The organism is Demequina sp. NBRC 110054, assembly GCF_002090115.1.
GTDB lineage: Bacteria > Actinomycetota > Actinomycetes > Actinomycetales > Demequinaceae > Demequina.
Map to the genome: position 1 here is coordinate 134,690 of NZ_BBRK01000006.1, position 20,401 is coordinate 155,090.

Consider the following 20,401-nt stretch of genomic DNA (forward strand, 5'->3'; position numbering starts at 1 on the left):
ACCCGAACGGCAAGAGGCCCACGGGCGGCCGCCTCTCTCGGATCGCGCCTACTTCTCGCGCGCGGCGTCCTCGGCGCGGAGCCGGTCGATCGCGGCTTGGAAGTCGTCGAGGGTGTCGAACGCCTGATACACGCTCGCGAATCGCAGGTAGGCGATCTCGTCGAGGTCGCGCAGCGGCGCAAGGATCGCACGCCCGATGTCGAGGGCGTTGATCTCGGCCTGACCGCCCTCGCGGATGGTGTCCTCGACGCGGTAGGCGAGCTTCACGAGATCGTCGTCGCTCACGGGGCGCCCCTGGCACGCCTTGCGCACACCGGTGACGACCTTGTCGCGGCTGAACGGCTCGGCGACACCCGTCCTCTTGACCACCATCAGCGTGGGGGTCTCGACGGTCGAGAAGCGCTTGCCGCAGCTCGGGCACTCTCGACGACGCCGGATCTGACCGCCGTCGTCGGCGACGCGTGAGTCGACGACCCTGGAGTCAGGGTTCCTGCAGAACGGGCAATACATGCCCCTACTCTCCCACGATTCACACCAGTCACGCACATATCGTCCCGGCGCACGCAAGTCCGACTGCGAGCATCGGCCGCTTGGAAGACTTCGGGGGTCACGGGAGTCTTCGAGGGAGGGCACCTGCGCCGCTCCGGATCAGCTCTCGATCGGGATCAGGATCTGCTCGCCGGCCATGAGCGACGAGTCCGCCATGCGGTTGATCTCGACGATCTCTGCGACGGTCTCCGACACGTCGTCGCCAGCAGGCGTGAGCGCCGAGGCGATCTCCCAAAGCGTGTCCCCGGTCGCGACGGTGTACGAGGTAAGCGACGACTCGACGGGCACCGCGTCGGCACCCGCGAGCGCGCGGGGCGCGATGAGCATCGCGAGGGCGAGGAGCACCATCAGCACGAGCGCCCGACGCAGGCGGGCAGAGGCCGTCCGGGGTGCGGTCACGGTCACGTTTCCGATCGACATGTCATCCTCCTTCGAACATATGTTCTATCGAACGTCTGTTCTAGTTGTAGCACCGAGTGGCGACATTCACAAGACACGCTCGAACAAATGTTTGATTTGGCCACTCGTCTGCCCTAGGTTCGAGACAAAGGAATCACCGGGGTCTGACATCCCGGCTCGGACGGAGGGCGACACCATGGCTGACGGCGATCGGCAGGACGCGACGATCCACGCGTTCCCGGACGTGCACGCGGAGAACGCCCTCACCGACAGGCAGCGCCTGATCCTCGAGCACATCCGCGACTCGGTCGCCTCGCGCGGCTACCCGCCGTCGATGCGCGAGATCGGGGAGGCCGTCGGGCTCACGTCGACCTCATCGGTCAAGCATCAGCTCAGCGCGCTCGAGTCCAAGGGCTTCCTGCGCCGCGACCCGCACCGCCCGCGCGCGATCGAGGTCGTCATGCCCGAGGATGCCGCGGCTCCCCCGGAGCTTCCCGAGGCCGCGGCCGTCCCCGCGGCCCTCGCGGACGGCCCGACGGTCGGCGTGCCGCTCGTCGGCCGGATCGCCGCGGGTGGCCCGATCCTCGCGGATCAGGCGGTCGAGGACGTCTTCACGCTCCCCCGCCAGCTCACGGGCGAGGGCGAGCTGTTCATGCTCAACGTCTCCGGAGACTCGATGATCGACGCCGCGATCTGCGACGGCGACTGGGTCGTCGTCCGCCGGCAGGCGACGTGCGAGAACGGCGACATCGTGGCCGCGCTGCTCGACGACGAGGCAACCGTGAAGACCTTCCGGCGACGCGACGGTCAGGTGTGGCTCATGCCGCACAACCCCGCCTACACGCCGATCGATGGCACGCATGCCCAGATCATGGGCAAGGTCGTGTCTGTCATGCGCCGCCTCTAGCGCTCCCCGGCCCTAGGCGGGACTGCAGCACACTTCCCAGCGACACCCCGCAGGTGTGCGCGACGCGCCACGCGGCCCCTACCGACCGTCGGCGCACGCCGCATCGTCCAGGCGCCGCAGCGCTCCGAGGACCGCCTCGCGATCCGTCGTTCCCCACAGGGGCGGCATCGACCGGGCGAGGAACCCTCCGTAGCGCGCGGTCTTGAGCCGCGAGTCGAGCACCGCGACCACGCCGCGGTCATCCATGGATCGGATCAGGCGTCCCGCGCCCTGTGCCATGAGCAGTGCGGCATGCGTCGCGCTGACCGCCATGAAGCCATTGCCCCCTGCGGCGCCCACGGCCTCGGTACGTGCCTGCGACACCGGGTCGTCGGGTCTCGGGAACGGGATGCGGTCGATCACCACGAGCGATGCCGTCGCTCCCGGCACGTCGATGCCCTGCCACAGCGAGGTGGACCCAAACAGGCACGCGCGCGGGTCCTCCGCGAACTGCTTCACGAGAGTAGGGAGCTGGTCGTCCTTCTGGTTGAGCACGGGCAGATCGAGCCGCTCGCGCAGCGCCTCGGTCGCAGCCTGGGCCGCCCGATGCGAGCTGAAGAGGCCGAGCGTCCTGCCTCCCGCGGCCTCGACGAGCGCGACGAGCTCCTCGATCGCCTCCTCGGAGATCCCGCCCTGCGTGGGGCGCGGAAGGTGGGACGCGACGTAGAGGATGCCCTGGCGGCCATAGTCGAAGGGACTGCCCGCGTCGAGGGTCACGGGGTCGTCCATCCCGAGGTGGCGCGCGATCGAGTCGAAGCCGCCCCCGAGAGCGAGCGTCGCCGAGGTGAACACCGCGGACTTCTCCTCGGCCAGCCGGTGCCCGATCAGCCCCGCGACGTCGAGCGGAGCCGCGACGATGCGCGAGGGCCGCTCCTCGTCGTACTCGCCGTCCGGAGGAGCGAGCCAGATGACGTAGCGCCCCTCCTCCCCCTGCAGCTCGGCGCACACGTCGACGATCTCGGTGAGCGCCGCGCTCGCCATCTTCGCCGCCGCTCCCGCCTGCTCCTGCGTCTTCGCGACCTCTGTGAGCAGCGTGCGCGCGGCGCCGCGGACCAGCTCGACCGCGGCGGCGAGCTCCTCGGGCAGGCCGCGGCGCAGGCGCCCGACCGTGAGGTCGCCGAGGGCGGAGTCGACGGCGCGCGCGGCGCGGTCCAGGTCGTCCGTCGTCCTGCCGCAGCGCCGCACGGCGCTCGCCGCGCGGTCGAGCCCGCGCACCGTGAGCTCGTGCGTGGCGGCCGAGGTGATGCGCTGGACCAGCTCGTGCGCCTCATCGACGATCAGCACGTCGTGCTCGCCGAGCAGGTCGTGACTCGCGGCCTGCACCCCGAGCACCGCGTGGTTCGTCACGACGATGCGCGCGTCGGTCGCCTCCTTGCGCGCGCGCTGGGAGAAGCACTCGTCCGCCATCGGGCACTTACTGTCGAGGCACTCGCGCCCGGACACGGAGACCTGCGCCCACGCCCTGCCGGACACGCCCGGGACAAGGTCGTCGCGGTCGCCGGTCTCGGTCTCGTCCGCCCACTGATGCAGGCGCGCGACCTCGCGACCGAGGTCGCTCGTCGGGCCGACGTCGAAGAGTCGATCGTCGTCGGGCTCGGGGTAGCCGCCGCCGAGGCGGTGCACGCACAGGTAGTTCGAGCGCCCCTTGAACAGAGCGACGCCCGGCCGCTTGCCGAGGACCGGCTCGAGGGCGTCGAGGACCATCGGCAGGTCCTTCGTGTAGACCTGCCGCTGGAGAGCGAGCGTCGCGGTGGAGACGACGATCCGCTGGCCCGTGCGCGCCGCGTGCGCGACCGCGGGCACCAAGTAGCCGAGGGACTTTCCGGTTCCCGTGCCGGCCTGCACGAGTGCATGCTCTCCGTCGTGCAGGGCCTTCGCCACCACGGCGGCCATCCGCTGCTGCCCCTCGCGAGGGCGGCCCGACAGCGCCTCGACCGCGGCCTCGAGCAGCTCCGCGACCTCGTGCGGGTCGTCGAGGGCGACGTCCGATCCCTCAGCGACGACCGCATCGTCCCGATCGAGGTCCTCAACCTCCGCGTGGGGGGCCGGCGTCACGAGGCGGCCGCCGCGCTCGCCTCCAGGCGGGCCGCGAGCGACTCGTCGACGAGCGCGACCAGGTGGGTGCCGTCGGCCTCGTGGCTCTCGCCGAGCACCTCGCCGTGCGTGTGTGCCTCGCTGATGAGGTCGCCGCGCGTGTAGGGCACGACGAGGTCGACCTTGACCCCGGGTCGGGGCAGCATCTCGCCGATGACGTCCATGAGCTCTGCGACGCCTTCGCCCGTGAGCGCGGACACCTCGACCGACCGCTCGCGGCGGGACCTGAGCTGCAGCACGGTCGCGGCATCCGCGACGTCGCATTTGTTGAGGACCAGCAGCTCGGGGACGTCGGTCGCGCCCGGAACGTCCGCGAGCACCTCGTGCACCGCGCGGATCTGCCCCTCGGGGTCCGGGTGGGCGGCGTCGACGACGTGCAGGACGAGGTCGGCGTGGGCCGCCTCCTCGAGGGTCGACGCGAAGGCCGCGACGAGCTGGTGCGGAAGGTCCTTCACGAACCCGACGGTGTCGGACACCGTGAAGGCGCGCCCGTCCGGGGTCTGAGAGCGTCGCACGGTCGGGTCGAGGGTCGCGAAGAGTGCGTTCTCGACCAGCACGCCCGCGCCGGTCACGCGGTTGAGCAGGGACGACTTGCCGGCGTTCGTGTAGCCCACGATCGCGACGTTCGGAAGTCCGAGCCTGCGCTCTCGACGCACCGCGCGCGCGGGCTCCATCGCCTTGATCTGGCGGCGCAGCATCGCCATGCGCGTGCGGATGCGGCGACGGTCGAGCTCGATCTTCGTCTCACCGGGACCGCGTGAGCCGATGCCCTCACCGCCCGCGACGCGACCACCGGCCTGGCGGGACATCGAGTCACCCCAGCCGCGCAGGCGCGGCAGCAGGTACTCGAGCTGCGCGAGCTCGACCTGGGCCTTGCCCTCACGGGACTTCGCGTGCTGCGCGAAGATGTCGAGGATCAGCGCGGTGCGGTCGATGACCTTGACCTTGACGACGTCCTCGAGCGCGCGCCGCTGGCTGGGCGCGAGATCGTCGTTGACGATGACGGTGTCAGCCCCGACGGCCTTGACGAGATCGTGGACCTCCTGGGCCTTGCCCGCGCCGATGTAGGTGGCGGGGTCGGGATGCGGACGACGCTGGAGGACGCCGTCGAGAACCTCGGAACCGGCCGTCTCGGCGAGGGCGGCGAGCTCGCGCAGACCGATCTCGGCGTCCTGCGCGGTGCCGTGCGACCACTGGCCGACGAGCACGACGCGCTCGAGGCGCAGCTGGCGGTACTCGACCTCGGTGACGTCCTCGAGCTCCGTCGAGAGCCCCGCGACGCGACGCAGCGCGGCGCGCTCCTCACGGTCGTACTGGTCACCGTCGTAGTCGGTCTCCGAGGTCGCGCCCTCGCTCACCGCAGTGCCCGAGCGCGACAGGATCCGCTCGAGCACGGCGTCGGTCCGCGCGTCGTCGTCGGGGGCGGACGCGCGGTCCTCCAGGGGCCCGTCGTCCATGACGGTGTCGAGGTCGTCGTCGATGCGGTGAAGGCGGTCTGTCATAGGTGATCCATTGTCTCACCCCGCGGATGCCCTGAGCCATGGTCCGGGGAAGGTTACGCTTCAGGCGTGAGCGACGACCACTACTTCAGCGCGCAGCCAGCCTCGCCCGATGAGAGGCGCACGATCTCCGTGACGCTCGCCGGCAAGGATCTGACCCTCGAGACGGCGCCCGGCGTCTTCTCCCCCGATCACGTGGACCGCGGCACGCAGGTGCTGCTGCGCACCGCGCCCAACCCGCACGGACGCGTGCTCGACCTCGGCTGCGGCTGGGGTCCGATCGCGCTGACCGCCGCGCTGCGCTCGCCCCACGCGAACGTGACCGCCGTGGACGTCAACGAGCGCGCCCTCGACCTGCTGTGCCGCAACGTCGAGCGCGTCAACGCCGTCGCCCCCCTCGCGCCGATCGTGGCCGCCGTGCCCGACGCGGTCCCGGTCGACCAGCGCTTCGACGTGATCTGGTCCAACCCGCCGATCCGGATCGGCAAGACCGCGCTGCGCGAGCTTCTCCTCAAGTGGCTGCCCCGGCTCGCGCCCGGCGGCGTCGCCTACCTCGTGGTCCAGAAGAACCTCGGTGCGGACTCGCTCATGGCCTGGCTCGCCGACATCGGCGAGGGCACCGGGGCGTGGGGCCACGTCGAGAAGATCGCGTCGGCGAAGGGCTTCAGGGTCCTCCGGGTCGAGGCGGCCCAGGCCTCCTGACCAGGGACGATGCGGGAGCCGGGACGATGTGCTCGCTCGCCCGGATCCGATTTCAGGGTCGTTGCTGCCCCAAGGCCTCGCCCCGCGCGGCCGCGTCGCTGATCGCCTCGACCCTCGCCTGCCGCGTACCGGGACGCTTCGCCGTGGCCACGTGACCGAGCAGTTGCTTGCGGACCGAGGCCGTGAATCCCTCCCATGCCTCTCGCGCACCCGATCGACTCGCGAGGGCCGCCTCCAGGTCGGAAGGAACGATCAGGGCCTCGACGTCGTCCAGCATCGTCCATGACCCGTCCGCCTGCGCCGCGGCGATGACCGCCTTGCCAGCCGGCGCGAGCAGGCCCTCGGCGTCGAGCTGCGCGATCCGCTCTTTGTTGCTGCGCGCCCATCCCGAGCCTCGCTTGCGGGGAGCGCAGTACTGCCACGTGCGGGCGTCGTCGAGCCGCCGCGTCGTCCCGTCGATCCACCCGAAGCACAGCACCTGCCGCACGACGTCGTCGTAGGTGATCCCCGGCACCTGCGCACCCTTGCGGAGGAACGCGACCCACACGCCGGACGCGTCCGCGTGATGCGCGTCGAGCCAGTCCCGCCATGCGCCGACGTCCGCGGGCTCGAGGCGCGGGGCCGAGTCGATCCGAGAGGCGTCGCCGGGGCGCTCGGACCGTGACATGGCTAGTCCGGGAGCGAGACCGAGCCGTCGGCGATGAGCACCGCTGGTCCCTCGAGGACGGTGTGATCGGGCTCGATGCGCACCGTGACCTCCCCGCCGGGCACCTCGATGTCCCACACGGCCGGCGAGGACTCCCCCGCCCACGACCGCATGGCGAGCGCTACCGCGCATGCGCCCGTGCCGCACGACCGAGTCTCGCCGACGCCCCGCTCGTGCACGCGCATCCGCACGCGCCCGCGGGGCTCGCCCTCGCCCTGCTCGATGCCGAGCATCACGACGAACTCGACGTTGGACCCCTCGGGCGGCAGTGGGTCGACCACGGGCGCCTCGTGCAGATCGAGCGCCTCGAGCTCGTCCACGGAGGCGAGCGCGACGACGTGGTGGGGATTGCCGACATCGACCGGCTGCGCGAGCCGGGGAGGCATGAGACCCGCCGCGGTCACCACCGCGTCGTCCTCGGACACGATCCATCGGCCCATCCCGACCGAGTAGCGCCCATCGCCCAACGCCGTGACGGTGCGCTCCCCCGCGCGCGTGCCGATCGCGAGCCCGCCCGCGAGGTCGACCCCGGCCTCGCGCTCGAGGAAGCGCGCGAAGACGCGCACGCCGTTGCCGCACATCTCGGACGTCGTGCCGTCACCGTTCCAGTAGTCCATGAACCACGTGTCGGGGGCGAAGCCGGCGCCTGCATCGAGCGAGCCCGCGCGCACCGCGCGGATCATACCGTCACCGCCGATGCCGGCGCGGCGCTCGCACAGGAAGCGCACCCTCTCGGGAGTGACGTCGAGCTCGCCGCGCTCGTCGAACAGCAGCACGAAGTCGTTCTCGGTGCCGTGTCCCTTGGTGAAGTGCAGCGTCGTCATGGCTCCTACCCTACGGGGGCGTCACCGGGTCGACCGCCCGCGTCGACGATCGCGAGGGCGGCCCGCGCGGCCCTGCCTACGTCCGCCGCATCCGCTGGCGCCGGCACCCAACCGACGCGCGGGTCCGGGTTGAACCAGCGACGCTGGCGGCGCGCGAGCCGACGCGTGTGCTGGGCGATGAGCTCCCTGGTCTCGGCCTCGTCGAGCTCACCGTCGAGATGCCTGAGGGTCTCCGCGTAGCCGACCGCACGGCGCGCGGTGGTTCCCTCACGCAGGCCGGCGTCGATCAGCGCGAGCGTCTCGTCGACGAGCCCGCCCTCCCACATGCGCGTCACGCGGTCCTCGATGCGGGGGTCGAGCACGTCGTATCCGAGCTCGAGGCCCACCTGCATCGCGGGGATCGCGTACTGATGGCGCGGCAGCGAGGTGCCGAACGGCTTGCCCGTGAGCGTGACGACCTCGAGCGCGCGCACGACGCGTCGCTCATTGCGCGGGTCGAGGGCCCGCGCTCCATCGGGGTCGAGCGCGGCGAGCTCGCGATGAAGGACTCCGGGCCCCTCGGCCTCCGCGCGCGCCTCGAGGCGGGCGCGCAGCTCGGGATCGGTCGCGGGGAACTCGAAGACGTCGAGCAGCGCCCGAAGATACAGTCCCGAGCCGCCCACGACGACGGCCCGCCCTCCGCGCGCGTGAATCGCGTCGATGTCGGCGCGCGCACGCTCCTGGAAGCGCGCGACCGAGGCGTCCTCGGTCACGTCGAGCCAGTCGAGCTCGTGGTGCGGGATGCCCTCGCGCTCGTCGTCCGAGATCTTGGCGGTCCCGATGTCCATGCCCCGGTAGAACTGCATCGCGTCGCCGTTGATGATCTCGGCCGGCGTGCCGCGCTCGGTCAGCAGGTGCGCGAGCGCGACGCTGACCGCCGACTTGCCGGTCGCGGTCGCGCCGACGACCGCGATGACCTGCGGCGCGGCGCCAGACGGCGTGGCCTGCTCCACGGCGGGCCTAGGCGCCGACGCGGCGCAGCGAGGGCATGCCGAGGCCGACGGGGCCCGCGAGCGCGGAGCCGCCGGTGCCGCATGAGTCCCCTCCGCCGTGGCTGTGCTCGCCGCGCTGGACGGCGTCCCACGTGTCGCCCGCACGGGTGCGACGCACCGCGTACGCGCCGCCCTCGATCGCCGAGTCGGCGATGAGGTGGTACGGCGCTGCCTTGGTGACCTCGACGGTGACCAGGTCGCCCGGGCGCGGGGCGCCGAGGCCGTCGGGGCCGTCGCCCTCGGGAAGCGAGAAGTGCACGAGGCGGTTGCCCTCCTCGCGGCCGGACATGCGCGCCGAGGCGTCGTCCTTGCGTCCGCCGCCGTCGAGCACGAGCAGCTCGACGGTGCGGCCGGTGAAGCGCTGCGAGTCCTCGAGCGTGATGCGGTCCTGGAGTGCGATGAGCCGCTCGAAGCGCTCCTGCACCACCGCCTTGGGGAGCGGCTCGAGGTCGTAGGCGGGCGTACCGGGGCGGGGGCTGTACTGGAACGTGAAGGCCGACGTGAAGCGGGAGGCCTCGACCACGCGCAGCGTCTCCTGGAAGTCCTCCTCGGTCTCCCCGGGGAAGCCGACGATGATGTCCGTGGTGATAGCCGCGTCCGGCATCTTCGCGCGCACGCGGTCGATGATGCCCAGGAACCGCTCGGACCGGTACGACCGGCGCATCGCGCGCAGCACGCGGTCCGAGCCGGACTGCAGCGGCATGTGCAGGCTCGGCATGACGTTCGGCGTCTCGGCCATCGCCTCGATGACGTCGTCGGTGAACGCTGCCGGGTGGGGCGACGTGAAGCGCACGCGCTCGAGCCCCTCGATGTCGCCGCATGCGCGCAGCAGCTTCGCGAAGGCGCCCCGGTCGCCGAACTCGACGCCGTAGGAGTTCACGTTCTGGCCGAGGAGGGTGACCTCAACGGCACCCTGGGACACGAGCGCCTCGACCTCGGCGAGGATCTCGCCCGGCCGGCGGTCCCGCTCCTTGCCTCGGAGCGACGGGACGATGCAGAAGGTGCACGTGTTGTTGCAGCCGACCGAGATCGACACCCAGCCAGAGGCGATCGCGTCGCGCCTGCTCGGGAGGGTCGAGGGGAAGACCTTGAGGGATTCCTCGATCTCGACCTGCGCCTCCGCGTTGTGACGCGCACGCTCGAGCAGCGCGGGCAGCACGTCGATGTTGTGCGTGCCGAAGACCACGTCGACCCACGGGGCCTTGTCGAGGATCTCGCCGCGATCCTTCTGCGCGAGGCAGCCGCCGACGGCGATCTGCATCCCGGGACGCGCCGCCTTCTTTGAGGCGAGCTGGCCGAGGTTGCCGTAGAGACGGGTCGCGGCGTTCTCGCGCACGGCGCAGGTGTTGATCACCACGACGTCGGCGATCTCGGCGTCGGGCGCGGCGGCCGCGTAGCCGGCGTCCTCGAGCAGCCCGGCCATGTGCTCCGAGTCGTGGACGTTCATCTGGCAGCCGAGCGTGCGCACGACGTAGGTGGGGGCGAGGGTGGTGTCGGTCATGCCTATCCTGCGACGGCGTCCGCGCGTAGTTCGCGGATCACCGTCACCTTGATCTCTCCGGGGAACGTGAGGTCCTTGCTGATGTGCTCAGCAATTGTACGCGCCAGCACCCGCGCCCCCTCGTCGTCGACCTCGTCCGGCTCGACGACGACGCGCATCTCGCGTCCCGCGGACATCGCGATCGCCTTCGCCACGCCCGCGTGGCTGCCCACGATCTTCTCGAGGCTCTCCATGCGCTGCACGTAGCTGTCGAGGTCCTCGCGCCGCGCCCCCGGGCGGGCCGCCGACAGCGAGTCCGCGATCTGCACGATCACACCCTCGAGCGTCAGCTGGGGAACCTCGTCGTGGTGCGCAGCCACCGCGTTGACGACCATCGCATCCTCGCCGTGCTCGGCGAGGAACTCCGCGCCGATCTGCGCGTGCGGTCCCTTGCGCTCGGGGGTGAAGGCCTTGCCGATGTCATGGAGGAACGCCGCCCTGCGAGCGAGCTCGACGTCCGCGCCCACCTGCGCGGCCAGGGTCGCCGCGAGCTGTGCGCTCTCGACGAGGTGCCCCAGGATCGTCTGGCCGAAGGAGGTCCGCAGGCGCAGACGTCCGAGCGTGTCGACCACGGGCATGGGCAGGCCCTTCACGCCCGCCTCGTCCAGCGCGTCGAGACCCGCCTGACGGTGTCGCTGATCCGAGCCGACAAGCGCGCGCGAATAGGCCGCCTCGATGCGCTGCGGCTGGATGCGCCCGTCCTCGATGAGCGCCCGCAGCGCGACCTCGGCGATCTCGCGTCGCTGCACGTCGAAGGACGACAGCTGGACCGCCTCGACGTTCTCCTCAAGGATCAGGTTCACGCCGGTGAGGGACTCGAACGCACGGATGTTGCGGCCCTCTCGACCGATGATCCGCCCCTTCATCTCCTCATTGGGCAGCGGGATCCAGGTGGTGGTCGCGTGCGTCGTGGTCTCGCCAGTCTGCCGCTGCATGGCGTCGACGAGGATCTCCCGCGCGCGTGACGTCGCCTCCGACTCGGACTTGCGTTCGAGCCTGCGCAGCTCGGTCTGGGCCGCGTCGCGGGCCTGTTCGAGCAGCTGCGCCCTCAGTTCCTCGCGGAGCGCCTCGGGGTCCGTCTCCGTCAGCTGCGCCATCTCCTGCGCGTGCTCCGCGCGGAGCCGGTTCCGCTCTGCGTCGAGTGCGCTGCGGTCCCTCATGAGTCGCTTCTCGTCGCGCGCGATCACCTCGACACGCTCGTCGAGCCCTCGCGCGTACGCCTGAGCGTTGCGGTGGTCGGCCGCGATCTCCTTCTCGCGCTCCACGACCTGCTGCTCGCGACGTGCCGCGTCGGCGATCGCGGCGCGCGCCTCACTGCGCAGTGACTCCGCCTCGCGGTGCGCGGACTCGCGCTCCGCCGCGGCCTCGCGCCGGGCGAACATCACCAGCAACAGGGCCACCAGGGAGGCGCCGAGGAGCATCACGATGATGATGGGCTCCACGCGCTCCCCTTTCCGCCGGATCGGGCAGGCGCCACCGGCTCAGACAGACTCTCCGTCATTATCGGCACGTTCGAGCTCTCGCACGACCTCGAATGCGAGCGAGGGCGAATATCCCTTGCGCGCGAGCATGGACGCGACGCGGCGCGACCTGGTGCGGGAATCGTGCGAGGAGAGCCGACGCCAGCGCTGCTCGCCGAGCTCGCGCGCCGCCTCTCGCTCGTCGTCGGTCGAGATCTGCTCGAGCGCCGCCTCCGCGTCCTCCGCGTCGAAGCCCTTGCGGCGCAGCTCGTCCGCCACGGCCCGCCGCGACAGCCCGCGCTCCCGGTGCCGGGTGCGGGCAATCGTGGCGGCAAGCGCGGCGTCGTCGAGGAGACCGACCTCGGTGTACCTCTCGATGATGAGATCGGCCGTGTCCGGATCCACCTCACGCTGGAGCAGACCCGCACGAAGCTGCGCACTCGACCGCGGCGAGTGGTCAAGCAGCCTCAGGGCGATCTCCCTCGCCCGCTCGGCGGGATCGGTCGTGTCGTCGGCGCGCTTGGCCCTGGTACGCGGTCGCCCCGCCATCCCGGCTCCGCTCAGGCCCCGGCCTTCTGGCCGCGCCTCGCCGTGCTCTTCGCGGGCGCGGACTCCGGAACGTCATCCACGGAGACCTCCGCCTCCGCCGCGGGAGCGGCCTGACCGATGCCGAGCTTGGCCTTGACCTTGCGCTCGATCTCGATCGCCAGCTGCGGGTTGTCCTTGAGGAAGTTGCGGGCGTTCTCCTTGCCCTGGCCGAGCTGATCGCCCTCGTAGGTGTACCAGGCCCCGGACTTCTTCACGAAGCCGTGCTCGACGCCGAGGTCGATGATGCCGCCCTCGGTCGAGATGCCCTGGCCGTAGAGGATGTCGAACTCCGCTTGCTTGAACGGGGGCGCCATCTTGTTCTTGACGACCTTGACGCGGGTGCGGTTGCCGACCGGGTCCGTGCCGTCCTTCAGGGTCTCGATGCGACGCACGTCGAGGCGCACGGACGAGTAGAACTTGAGCGCCTTTCCACCAGTGGTGGTCTCGGGCGAGCCGAAGAACACGCCGATCTTCTCGCGCAGCTGGTTGATGAAGATCGCGGTGGTGCCGGTCGTGTTGAGCGCACCCGTGATCTTTCGCAGCGCCTGCGACATCAGGCGGGCCTGCAGACCGACGTGGGAGTCTCCCATCTCGCCCTCGATCTCCGCCTTGGGCACAAGGGCCGCCACGGAGTCGATGACGAGGATGTCGATACCGCCCGAGCGGACCAGGATGTCCGCGATCTCGAGCGCCTGCTCGCCGGTGTCCGGCTGCGAGACGATGAGGTTGTCGGTGTCCACACCGAGCTTGCGGGCGTACTCGGGGTCGAGCGCGTGCTCCGCGTCGACGAATGCCGCGACGCCGCCGGCCTTCTGCATGTTCGCGACCGCGTGGAGCGCGACAGTCGTCTTACCCGAGGACTCGGGACCGTAGATCTCCACGACGCGGCCACGGGGCAGCCCGCCGATTCCGAGCGCGATATCGAGCGCCAGCGCACCCGTGGGGATCGCCTCGACCGGGACGACCTGCTTCTCGCCGAGCCTCATCGCCGAGCCCTTGCCGAACTGCCTGTCGATCTGTCCGAGCGCGGCCTCGAGCGCCTTCGCGCGGTCTGCTGCCTGTGCCATGCGGGTTCTCCCCTGTCTCGCGGTGTCGGCCGGTGAGCCGTAGAACGTGACCGACATTAGATCCGACCACTGACATCGCGGTCCCGGCACCCTTCCCCGCTGGGGACGAGCGCCGTGTCCCGGCGTCCTGTGCACAAGTATCGAACGAATGTTCGAACGATCGCAAGCGACACGCCGCGTGGCGCGTGCATCGTCCCCGTACGGCGGACCGCCGCCGTGACGCGCTCGTCAGCTTCGGCGGGGCGGGATCACCCTGCGCCGGTCACCGCCGTCGCGGCGATCGAGCGGCACGTCGAGCTCGTCGCACAGGGCGTGCCACACGTCGCGCGGTGCGACCCCGTCGTCGAGGGCCTGGACGCAGGTGCGCGAGGACAGCGCGGTGAGCGCGTGGTCGCGCGCGAGCGTGGGTGCGTAGGCCTCGCCGAAGACGGCGTCCATGAGTGACCAGAACTCGCTGTGGCGCACTGACGGCGTCCGCTAGCGGCGCGGCATCGAGTCGAGAAGCTCCTGGGCGGTGTCCGGGATGGTCGGCATGACCGACACCTCGTCGAACGTCTCGGCCGTGGCGAAGCGGTCGGACACCTCGCGGAGGATGTCCGACATGGGAACCTCAAGGGCGTCCGAGATCGAGGCGAGGAGCTCCGAGGAGGCCTCCTTCTGGCCGCGCTCCACCTCGGACAGGTAGCCGAGCGAGACCCGCGCCGCGGACGAGATGTCACGCAGCGTCTTGCCCTGAGTCAGGCGCGCCTCACGGAGAACGTCGCCGAGCTCTGTTCGCAGAATGGGCATTCGTCCTCCTCTCTCGACCATCAGACCGTCTCTCATGTCTGACACAACGCACATTACCCCACGCTTGTTCCGGCAGACTACGGAACAGTTTCAAGCGTGTGAAACCTCACTCGTGGCCGCGAGGGCCGCGTCGAGCGCGCGGTCGACGGCCGCCTGCCGGATCGCAGCCCTGTCCCCCGACAGCGCAAGCTTGTGCGCGCTCGCGCCGGATGCGGTCGCGACGCCCACCCACACGGTGCCCGGCTGCTTGCCGTCGTGCGGATCGGGGCCCGCCACTCCCGTGGTCGAGACGCCGATGTCGGAGCAGAGCCTTGCGCGCACGCCTGTCGCCATCGCGATCGCGACCTCCTCGGAGACCGGCCCGCGCTCGTCGAGCAGCTCCGCCGGCACGCCGAGCAGGGCGTGCTTCGCCTCGACGGTGTACGACACGATGCCGCCCAGCAGCACCTGCGAGGCTCCCGGAACCGACACCAGGGCCGAGCACACGGCGCCGCCCGTGAGCGACTCCGCGAACGCGAGGGTCACGCCGCCGGCCGCGGCCTGAGCCACGACCTCGTCAGCGGACGTCACTGCGGGAACCCTCCGGCCTCCGGCTTGGGCACCCTGTGGTCGCCCGGCTGCGGCGGGTGCTCGCGTCGCGCCTTCGCGATCTTCATGCCGTAGTCGATGCCCGAGACGACGGCCACAGCCGTCGCGCCGAGCAGCAGCACCCAGGCGAGCAGGAGCATCCACGCGGGAGCGGGCGGGAAGAGGTACAGGCTCACCGACACGAGCTGGAGGATTGTCTTGACCTTGCCTCCCGGGGAGGCCGCGATCACGACGTCGGAGGCCACCAGGAGGCGCCCGACGGTGACGTAGACCTCGCGGAAGGCGATGATCGCGACGGGCCACCACTGCAGGCCGTCGACCACGATGAGAGAGCCGAGCGCCCCGAGCACGAGTGCCTTGTCTGCGATCGGGTCGGCGAGCTTGCCGAAGTTGGAGATGACATCCCAGCGCCGCGCGAGGTATCCATCGAGGTAGTCGGTGATCGAGGCCGCGACGAAGACCCAGAAGGCCACCCACCGCCACGTGCCGCCGGCGCCGCCGTCGACGAGCAGCGCGACCACCACGACGGGCACGCCGACGAGGCGCAGCACCGTGAGGATGTTCGGCAGGGCGGAGGTCACCCCCACACCCTACTAAGGCGAGGGCACCGCCCACGCCGGATCGAGGCGCGCGGCGCTCACGATTCCAGCACGCCTTCCTCGTCTCGCGGGCGCGGATCGATCAGGAAGATCCCGGTGTCGAGGCCCATGTCGAGCAGCGTCTGCGCGGGCTGGGCCACTCCGAAGAGCCAGCCCTGCCCGAGCCGCCAGCCGCAGTTCGCGAGGAAGTCCGCCTGCGCCTCGGTCTCGATGCCCTCGGCGATCGTCGCAAGGCCGAGCTCGCGCGCAAGCGCTCCGAGCGCGCGGGAGACGCGGGCCCCCGCGGGGTCCTCGGGGATCCCTGCGACGAACGACATGTCGAGCTTCACCCCCGAGACGGGCAGATCCCGCAGGTACGACAGCGGCGAGACACCCGTGCCGAAGTCGTCGAGCAGGATCGGCACCCCCGCGTTGCGCAGCTCGGTGAGCTCGTGGCGCACGCGCGTGTTCGGCGCGACGAGGGAGGCCTCGGTGAGCTCGACGACGATGCGCTGCGGGCTCAGGCGGTGCTTCCCGATCGCGGTGAGGACGCTGTCGGCGAACTCGGAGTTGCCGAGCTGCTCCGCGGACACGTTGATCGACACCCAGGTCTGGTCGTCGGGCTGCGCGGCGAGGAACTCGGCGGCCTGCTCGACGAGCGTCGTGCCGAGCACGACAGCGAGGTCGCGGTCCTTGAGCAGCGGCAGGAAGGCCCCGGGGAGGAGCAGTCCGCGGGTCGGGTGCTGCCACCGGACGAGGGCCTCGAAGCCGACGACCTTGCGCGTCGAGAGGTCGTACATCGGCTGATAGTGGAGCACAAGATCGCCGCGTCGCACCGCGTCGTCGAGCTCGAGGGTGAGCGCCGACTCCGACTCGGAGGGCCCCTGCACGCGGGAGTCGTATGCCTCGGTGCGACCCCGTCCCCCGGCCTTGGCGCGGTACATGGCGCCGTCGGCCGCGCCGAGGAGCGCCGCGGGTCCCCCTGCGGCGATGTCGTCGTCCGCGACGGCGAAGCCCATCGACGCGCTCAGGCGGATCTGGTGGCGCTTGATCTGCAGCGGGGTGCGCAGCCCGTCGTGCACGGCGTCGGCGATGTCCTTCATCACCGCCGCGCAGTCGTCGCTGTGCACGACGACGATGAACTCGTCGCCGCCGATCCGGGCGACCTCGCCGCGACCTGCCGCCGCGCCACGCAGGACGCCCGCGACGTGGACGAGCGCGTGGTCGCCCGCGGCATGCCCGAAGCGGTCGTTGAGACCCTTGAAGCCGTCCAGGTCGACCGCGACGACCCCGACCTGCGCATCGTCCGGGTCCGACAGGAGGCGCTGCAGGATGTCCTGCAGGAGCGTGCGGTTCGCGAGCCCGGTGAGCGGGTCGTGCAGCGCGCGGTGCGCCATGAGCTCCGAGGTCATGCGGTCGTCGGTGGTGTCGCGCAGCTGGACCACGTAGTGATCGGGCGCTCCTCCGGCGTACCGGACGAGCCCGACGTCGAGGACCGCCCACACGACGTGGCCGTCGGCGCGCACGTAGCGCTTCTCGCACGTGAAGCGCGTCTGGAAGCCGTCGTACAGGCGCTGGAGCTGATCGTCCTCCGCGTTGCGGTCCTGCGGGTGCGAGAGCGCCGAGAACGGCGTGCCGCGGAGCCCGACGACGGTGGATCCCATCATCTCCGCGAAGACGCGGTTGACCTCCATGAGCCGCCACTCGAGGTCGACGAGCGCCATCCCGACCGGGGCGTTCTGCATCGCCTTGCGGAACTGCGCGTCCGAGCGGTTGAGCGCCTCGGCGGCCTCGCGCAGGCCCGACGTGTCCATGATCGTCGTGACCGTGATCGGCTCGCCGTCCTCCTCGCCCGTGAGCAGCTTGGAGGACACCTGAACCCAGCGCACGTCGTCCGTGCCGCGCCGACCCGGGACGCCGACGATGCGGGGCACCGTGTCGTCGGCGCGCGGCGCGAACACCTCCTGCGCGAGGACCGGACGCATCCGCTCGTCGACGATCCGCAGCGGCAGTCGCGCGATCGACCGGCCGAGCATCTCGGTGCGCGTGACGCCCAGGATCTGAGTCGCGGTGTCCGACAGCAGCAGGACGTCTCCGTGGCGGGTCGTGATCAGCACACCGTCACGCGAGGAGGACATGACCGCGTCGAACTGCCGGCGCAGCGCCATCTCGCGGGCGACCGCCGCATCCCGCGCCTCACGCGCGATCCGCGCGCGCACCAGGAAGGTGAAGAAGGCAGCCGCGAATGCGACCAGCACAGCGAGCACGAGGATCGAGAACACGGACGCGCCGTCGTCGCCGCCGGCGGCCGCGATCCTCGCCGCGTCGCCTACGAGTCCTCCCATGGCACATCCTCAGTGTCGGTGTCGTCAGTCACCTCGACAGCTGTCGCCGGGCGCTCACCCCTGAGGATAGCCAGGGTCGCGGCCAAGTCATCGGGTCTGATAAGAACATCACGCGCCTTGGAGCCCTGCGAGGGTCCGACGACCTCGCGGGTCTCGAGCAGATCCATGAGCCGACCCGCCTTCGCGAAGCCCATCTTGAGCTTGCGCTGGAGCATCGAGGTCGAGCCGAGCTGGGTCGTGATGACGAGCTCGGCCGCGGCGATGAGGTCCTCGAGATCGTCGCCGATGTCCTCCGCGACGACGGAGCTCGCCTGCGGCTGCACGACGTCGTCCCTGAACTGTGGCTCGGCCTGCGTCTTCACGTGCTCGACCGCGGCGTGGATCTCGGTCTCGGACACCCACGCGCCCTGGACGCGCATCGGCTTCGACTCCCCCATCGGCAGGAAGAGCGCGTCACCCTGGCCGATGAGCTTCTCCGCACCGGGCATGTCGAGCACGACTCGCGAGTCGGCGAGCGAGGACGTCGCGAACGCGAGCCGCGACGGCACGTTGGCCTTGATGGTTCCGGTCACGATGTCGACCGAGGGTCGCTGGGTCGCGAGCACGAGGTGGATGCCCGCGGCGCGCGCGAGCTGCGTGATGCGCTGGATCGAGTCCTCGACGTCGCGCGGGGCGACCATCATGAGATCCGCGAGCTCGTCGACGATCACGAGCAGGTACGGATACGTCTTGATGCGCCGGTTGGAGCCCGGCAGCGGCTTGACCTTGCCGGCGCGAACCGCCTTGTTGAAGTCGTCGATGTGCTTGTAGCCGAACAGCGCGAGGTCGTCGTAGCGCGTGTCCATCTCCTTCACGACCCACTCGAGCGCCTGCGCGGCCTTCTTGGGGTCCGTGATGATGGGCGTGATGAGGTGCGGGATGCCCTCGTAGATCGTGAGCTCGACGCGCTTGGGGTCCACGAGGACCATGCGGACCTCCTTGGGGGTGGCCCTCATGAGCAGCGACGTGATCATCGAGTTCACGAACGACGACTTTCCGGCGCCGGTCGCACCCGCGACGAGCATGTGCGGCATCTTCGCGAGGTTCGCCATCACGAAGCCACCCTCGACGTCCTTGCCGATGCCGATCGCCATCGGGTGGTCGTTCTTCATCGCCTGCGGCGAGCGCAGCACGTCGCCCAGCGAGACGGTCTCGCGGTCGACGTTCGGGATCTCGATGCCGATCGCCATCTTGCCCGGGATGGGCGAGAGGATGCGGATATCGGGGCTCGCGACGGCGTACGCGATGTTCTTGCTGAGCTGCGTGATCTTCTCGACCTTCACGCCGGTGCCGAGCTCGATCTCGTAGCGCGTGACCGTCGGGCCGCGCGTGAAGCCCGTGACGGCCGCGTCGACGTTGAACTGCTCGAAGACCGCCTGGAGCGACTCGACGACGCGGTCGTTCGCGGCGGAGCGGGTCTTGTGCGGGGCACCCTGGACCAGCACGTTCGGGTCAGGCAGGTAGTACGGGCCCGTCTCGTCGAGCTCGCCCTGCTCCCCCTGAGGGACCAGTCGCGTCGTCATCGGCGCGGAGATCGAGGGGCTGGGCTCCGTGGGGGCCTCGGGATCCGACTCGTACTCGTCGGCCGCCTCGTCGTCCTCCTCGATGCCCGTGACGTACGGCGAGACCGCCGCGGTGAGCGCGGTGGGCGCCTCGCGCGGCTCTCCGAGCACCTCGGTGACCCCCGGGTCCTCGCCACGGTCGCCGCTCGCGGGGCGCAGCGGCGCGTCGGTCGCCGTGCGCTCGACGGTCGCCGAGGCCTGGAAGGCCTCGTCGCCCTCGTACGAGTCGAGCGAGTCGTCGTCCTTGCGCAGCCGGCCGAGCAGGCTGCGGCGCCGGCGTGGTGCCTCGTCGCCCTCGAGAGAGCCGTGGTCGGGAAGCACCAGGGTGTCGTCGTCGGGGTCGACAGACGCGCGTCGACCGGAGAAGCGCGAACCCAGCCCGCGCGCGCGAGCCACCGCGTCGCGCAGCGGGATCCCGGCCACGACGAGCAGCGACATGCCGAGCAGGAGCACCAGGATGATCGCGGCGACGGGGACGGTCACGGCGGCCGCGAGCGGGGTGCCGAGCACGTAGCCCAGGATGCCGCCGGCCTCCTGCACGGGACCGAGCCCGTCGAGCGGCGAGGGGCGCCCGTGTCCGAGGTGGATGAGCGCGCCGAGAGTCATGGCGACGAGCAGCCCGCCGACCATGATGCGCTGGTTCGCGTCGTCCTCCTGAGGCGCGCGGAACAGCCGGATGGCGAACGCGAGGAGGACGAGCGGCAGCGCGACGGCGAGCACGCCGAAGGTGCCCGCGAAGACGCGATGGGCGAGGTCGCCGAACCACGAGTCGATCTGCCACCACTCGCGGGCGGCGACGACGACGGCGAGGATGAGCAGTCCGAAGGCCGCCCCGTCGCGACGCACCTCGGGGCTCACGTCGCGGGCGCCCTGGCCGAGCGAGCGGAAGATCGCGCCGATTCCGTGGATCAGCCCGTTCCACATCCCCACGAGGATCCGCAGGATCAGCGGAGGCTGCTTCTTCTGGGGCGCGCGCGAGCGCGAGGACGACGCCTTGGACTTGGCCGTCGTCGTGCGGGAACCGCTGGAGCGTGCTTGAGCCATGATGCCGCCAATCTACGACGCGCTGCGCGGACTGGGCGTGAGGCGCGGCGA

At 70.9% G+C, this 20,401-nt stretch carries 19 protein-coding genes; 2 read left to right on the forward strand and 17 right to left on the reverse strand.

The window, feature by feature from the left end; genetic code table 11:
* Positions 1–48 precede the first annotated feature (48 nt).
* Complete coding sequence (gene nrdR / locus B7K23_RS13290) at positions 49–510, reverse strand: transcriptional regulator NrdR (RefSeq protein WP_084127108.1); 462 nt, start codon at positions 508–510, stop codon at positions 49–51.
* 138 nt (positions 511–648) lie between these two features.
* Entirely contained in the window at positions 649–969 is a 321-nt protein-coding gene (locus tag B7K23_RS13295; RefSeq protein ID WP_143338296.1) for a LysM peptidoglycan-binding domain-containing protein, read from the reverse strand.
* A gap of 175 nt (positions 970–1,144) precedes the next feature.
* Between B7K23_RS13295 and lexA the strand changes: the two genes are divergently transcribed.
* On the forward strand, positions 1,145–1,855 hold the full coding sequence (gene lexA / locus B7K23_RS13300; protein ID WP_084127110.1) for a transcriptional repressor LexA: 711 nt from the start codon (positions 1,145–1,147) through the stop codon (positions 1,853–1,855).
* Positions 1,856–1,933: 78 nt separating this feature from the next.
* On the opposite strand, the gene B7K23_RS13305 is transcribed toward lexA, so the two are convergent.
* Complete coding sequence (locus B7K23_RS13305) at positions 1,934–3,949, reverse strand: ATP-dependent DNA helicase (protein ID WP_255376309.1); 2,016 nt, start codon at positions 3,947–3,949, stop codon at positions 1,934–1,936.
* Positions 3,946–5,445, reverse strand: coding sequence for a GTPase HflX (hflX, locus tag B7K23_RS13310; RefSeq protein WP_084127556.1), 1,500 nt, complete (start codon positions 5,443–5,445; stop codon positions 3,946–3,948). Before hflX ends, B7K23_RS13305 begins: the two co-directional genes overlap by 4 nt.
* Before the next feature lie 111 nt (positions 5,446–5,556).
* Here hflX and B7K23_RS13315 point away from each other — a divergent pair, with 111 nt between their 5' ends.
* Positions 5,557–6,189 carry a class I SAM-dependent methyltransferase gene (locus B7K23_RS13315; protein WP_084127112.1) on the forward strand — a complete coding sequence of 211 codons (633 nt, stop codon included), beginning with the start codon at positions 5,557–5,559 and terminating at the stop codon, positions 6,187–6,189.
* 52 nt (positions 6,190–6,241) lie between these two features.
* Here the strand turns inward: B7K23_RS13315 and B7K23_RS13320 are convergent, their stop codons facing one another.
* From B7K23_RS13320 to B7K23_RS13380, 13 genes are all read right to left on the reverse strand, one after another.
* A complete protein-coding gene (locus tag B7K23_RS13320; RefSeq protein ID WP_084127114.1) occupies positions 6,242–6,856 on the reverse strand; it encodes a YdeI family protein in 615 nt (204 codons plus the stop codon).
* 2 nt (positions 6,857–6,858) lie between these two features.
* A complete protein-coding gene (gene dapF, locus B7K23_RS13325; protein WP_084127116.1) occupies positions 6,859–7,719 on the reverse strand; it encodes a diaminopimelate epimerase in 861 nt (286 codons plus the stop codon).
* 5 nt (positions 7,720–7,724) lie between these two features.
* Positions 7,725–8,711 (reverse strand): tRNA (adenosine(37)-N6)-dimethylallyltransferase MiaA, encoded by a 987-nt coding sequence (gene miaA, locus B7K23_RS13330; RefSeq protein ID WP_084127118.1) that lies wholly within the window; start codon positions 8,709–8,711, stop codon positions 7,725–7,727.
* A 7-nt stretch (positions 8,712–8,718) separates the two neighbouring features.
* The gene (miaB, locus tag B7K23_RS13335) at positions 8,719–10,251 is read right to left on the reverse strand and encodes a tRNA (N6-isopentenyl adenosine(37)-C2)-methylthiotransferase MiaB (RefSeq protein ID WP_084127120.1); all 1,533 of its coding nucleotides are present in this window, start codon (positions 10,249–10,251) and stop codon (positions 8,719–8,721) included.
* Positions 10,252–10,253: 2 nt separating this feature from the next.
* On the reverse strand, positions 10,254–11,732 hold the full coding sequence (rny, locus tag B7K23_RS13340) for a ribonuclease Y (RefSeq protein ID WP_234996544.1): 1,479 nt from the start codon (positions 11,730–11,732) through the stop codon (positions 10,254–10,256).
* A gap of 39 nt (positions 11,733–11,771) precedes the next feature.
* Positions 11,772–12,299 carry a regulatory protein RecX gene (locus B7K23_RS13345; RefSeq protein ID WP_084127122.1) on the reverse strand — a complete coding sequence of 176 codons (528 nt, stop codon included), beginning with the start codon at positions 12,297–12,299 and terminating at the stop codon, positions 11,772–11,774.
* An 11-nt stretch (positions 12,300–12,310) separates the two neighbouring features.
* A complete protein-coding gene (gene recA / locus B7K23_RS13350) occupies positions 12,311–13,405 on the reverse strand; it encodes a recombinase RecA (RefSeq protein WP_084127124.1) in 1,095 nt (364 codons plus the stop codon).
* 228 nt (positions 13,406–13,633) lie between these two features.
* Complete coding sequence (locus B7K23_RS13355; protein ID WP_084127125.1) at positions 13,634–13,870, reverse strand: DUF3046 domain-containing protein; 237 nt, start codon at positions 13,868–13,870, stop codon at positions 13,634–13,636.
* A 12-nt stretch (positions 13,871–13,882) separates the two neighbouring features.
* Complete coding sequence (locus B7K23_RS13360) at positions 13,883–14,194, reverse strand: helix-turn-helix domain-containing protein (RefSeq protein ID WP_084127127.1); 312 nt, start codon at positions 14,192–14,194, stop codon at positions 13,883–13,885.
* Between the two features lie 90 nt (positions 14,195–14,284).
* On the reverse strand, positions 14,285–14,764 hold the full coding sequence (locus B7K23_RS13365) for a CinA family protein (protein ID WP_084127129.1): 480 nt from the start codon (positions 14,762–14,764) through the stop codon (positions 14,285–14,287).
* A complete protein-coding gene (gene pgsA / locus B7K23_RS13370; protein ID WP_159451424.1) occupies positions 14,761–15,363 on the reverse strand; it encodes a CDP-diacylglycerol--glycerol-3-phosphate 3-phosphatidyltransferase in 603 nt (200 codons plus the stop codon). The genes B7K23_RS13365 and pgsA overlap by 4 nt, the downstream gene beginning before the upstream one ends.
* Before the next feature lie 56 nt (positions 15,364–15,419).
* Positions 15,420–17,705, reverse strand: a complete 2,286-nt coding sequence (locus B7K23_RS13375; protein ID WP_084127133.1) for a bifunctional diguanylate cyclase/phosphodiesterase — start codon at positions 17,703–17,705, stop codon at positions 15,420–15,422.
* A complete protein-coding gene (locus B7K23_RS13380; protein ID WP_084127135.1) occupies positions 17,690–20,350 on the reverse strand; it encodes a DNA translocase FtsK in 2,661 nt (886 codons plus the stop codon). Before B7K23_RS13380 ends, B7K23_RS13375 begins: the two co-directional genes overlap by 16 nt.
* Positions 20,351–20,401 lie beyond the last annotated feature (51 nt).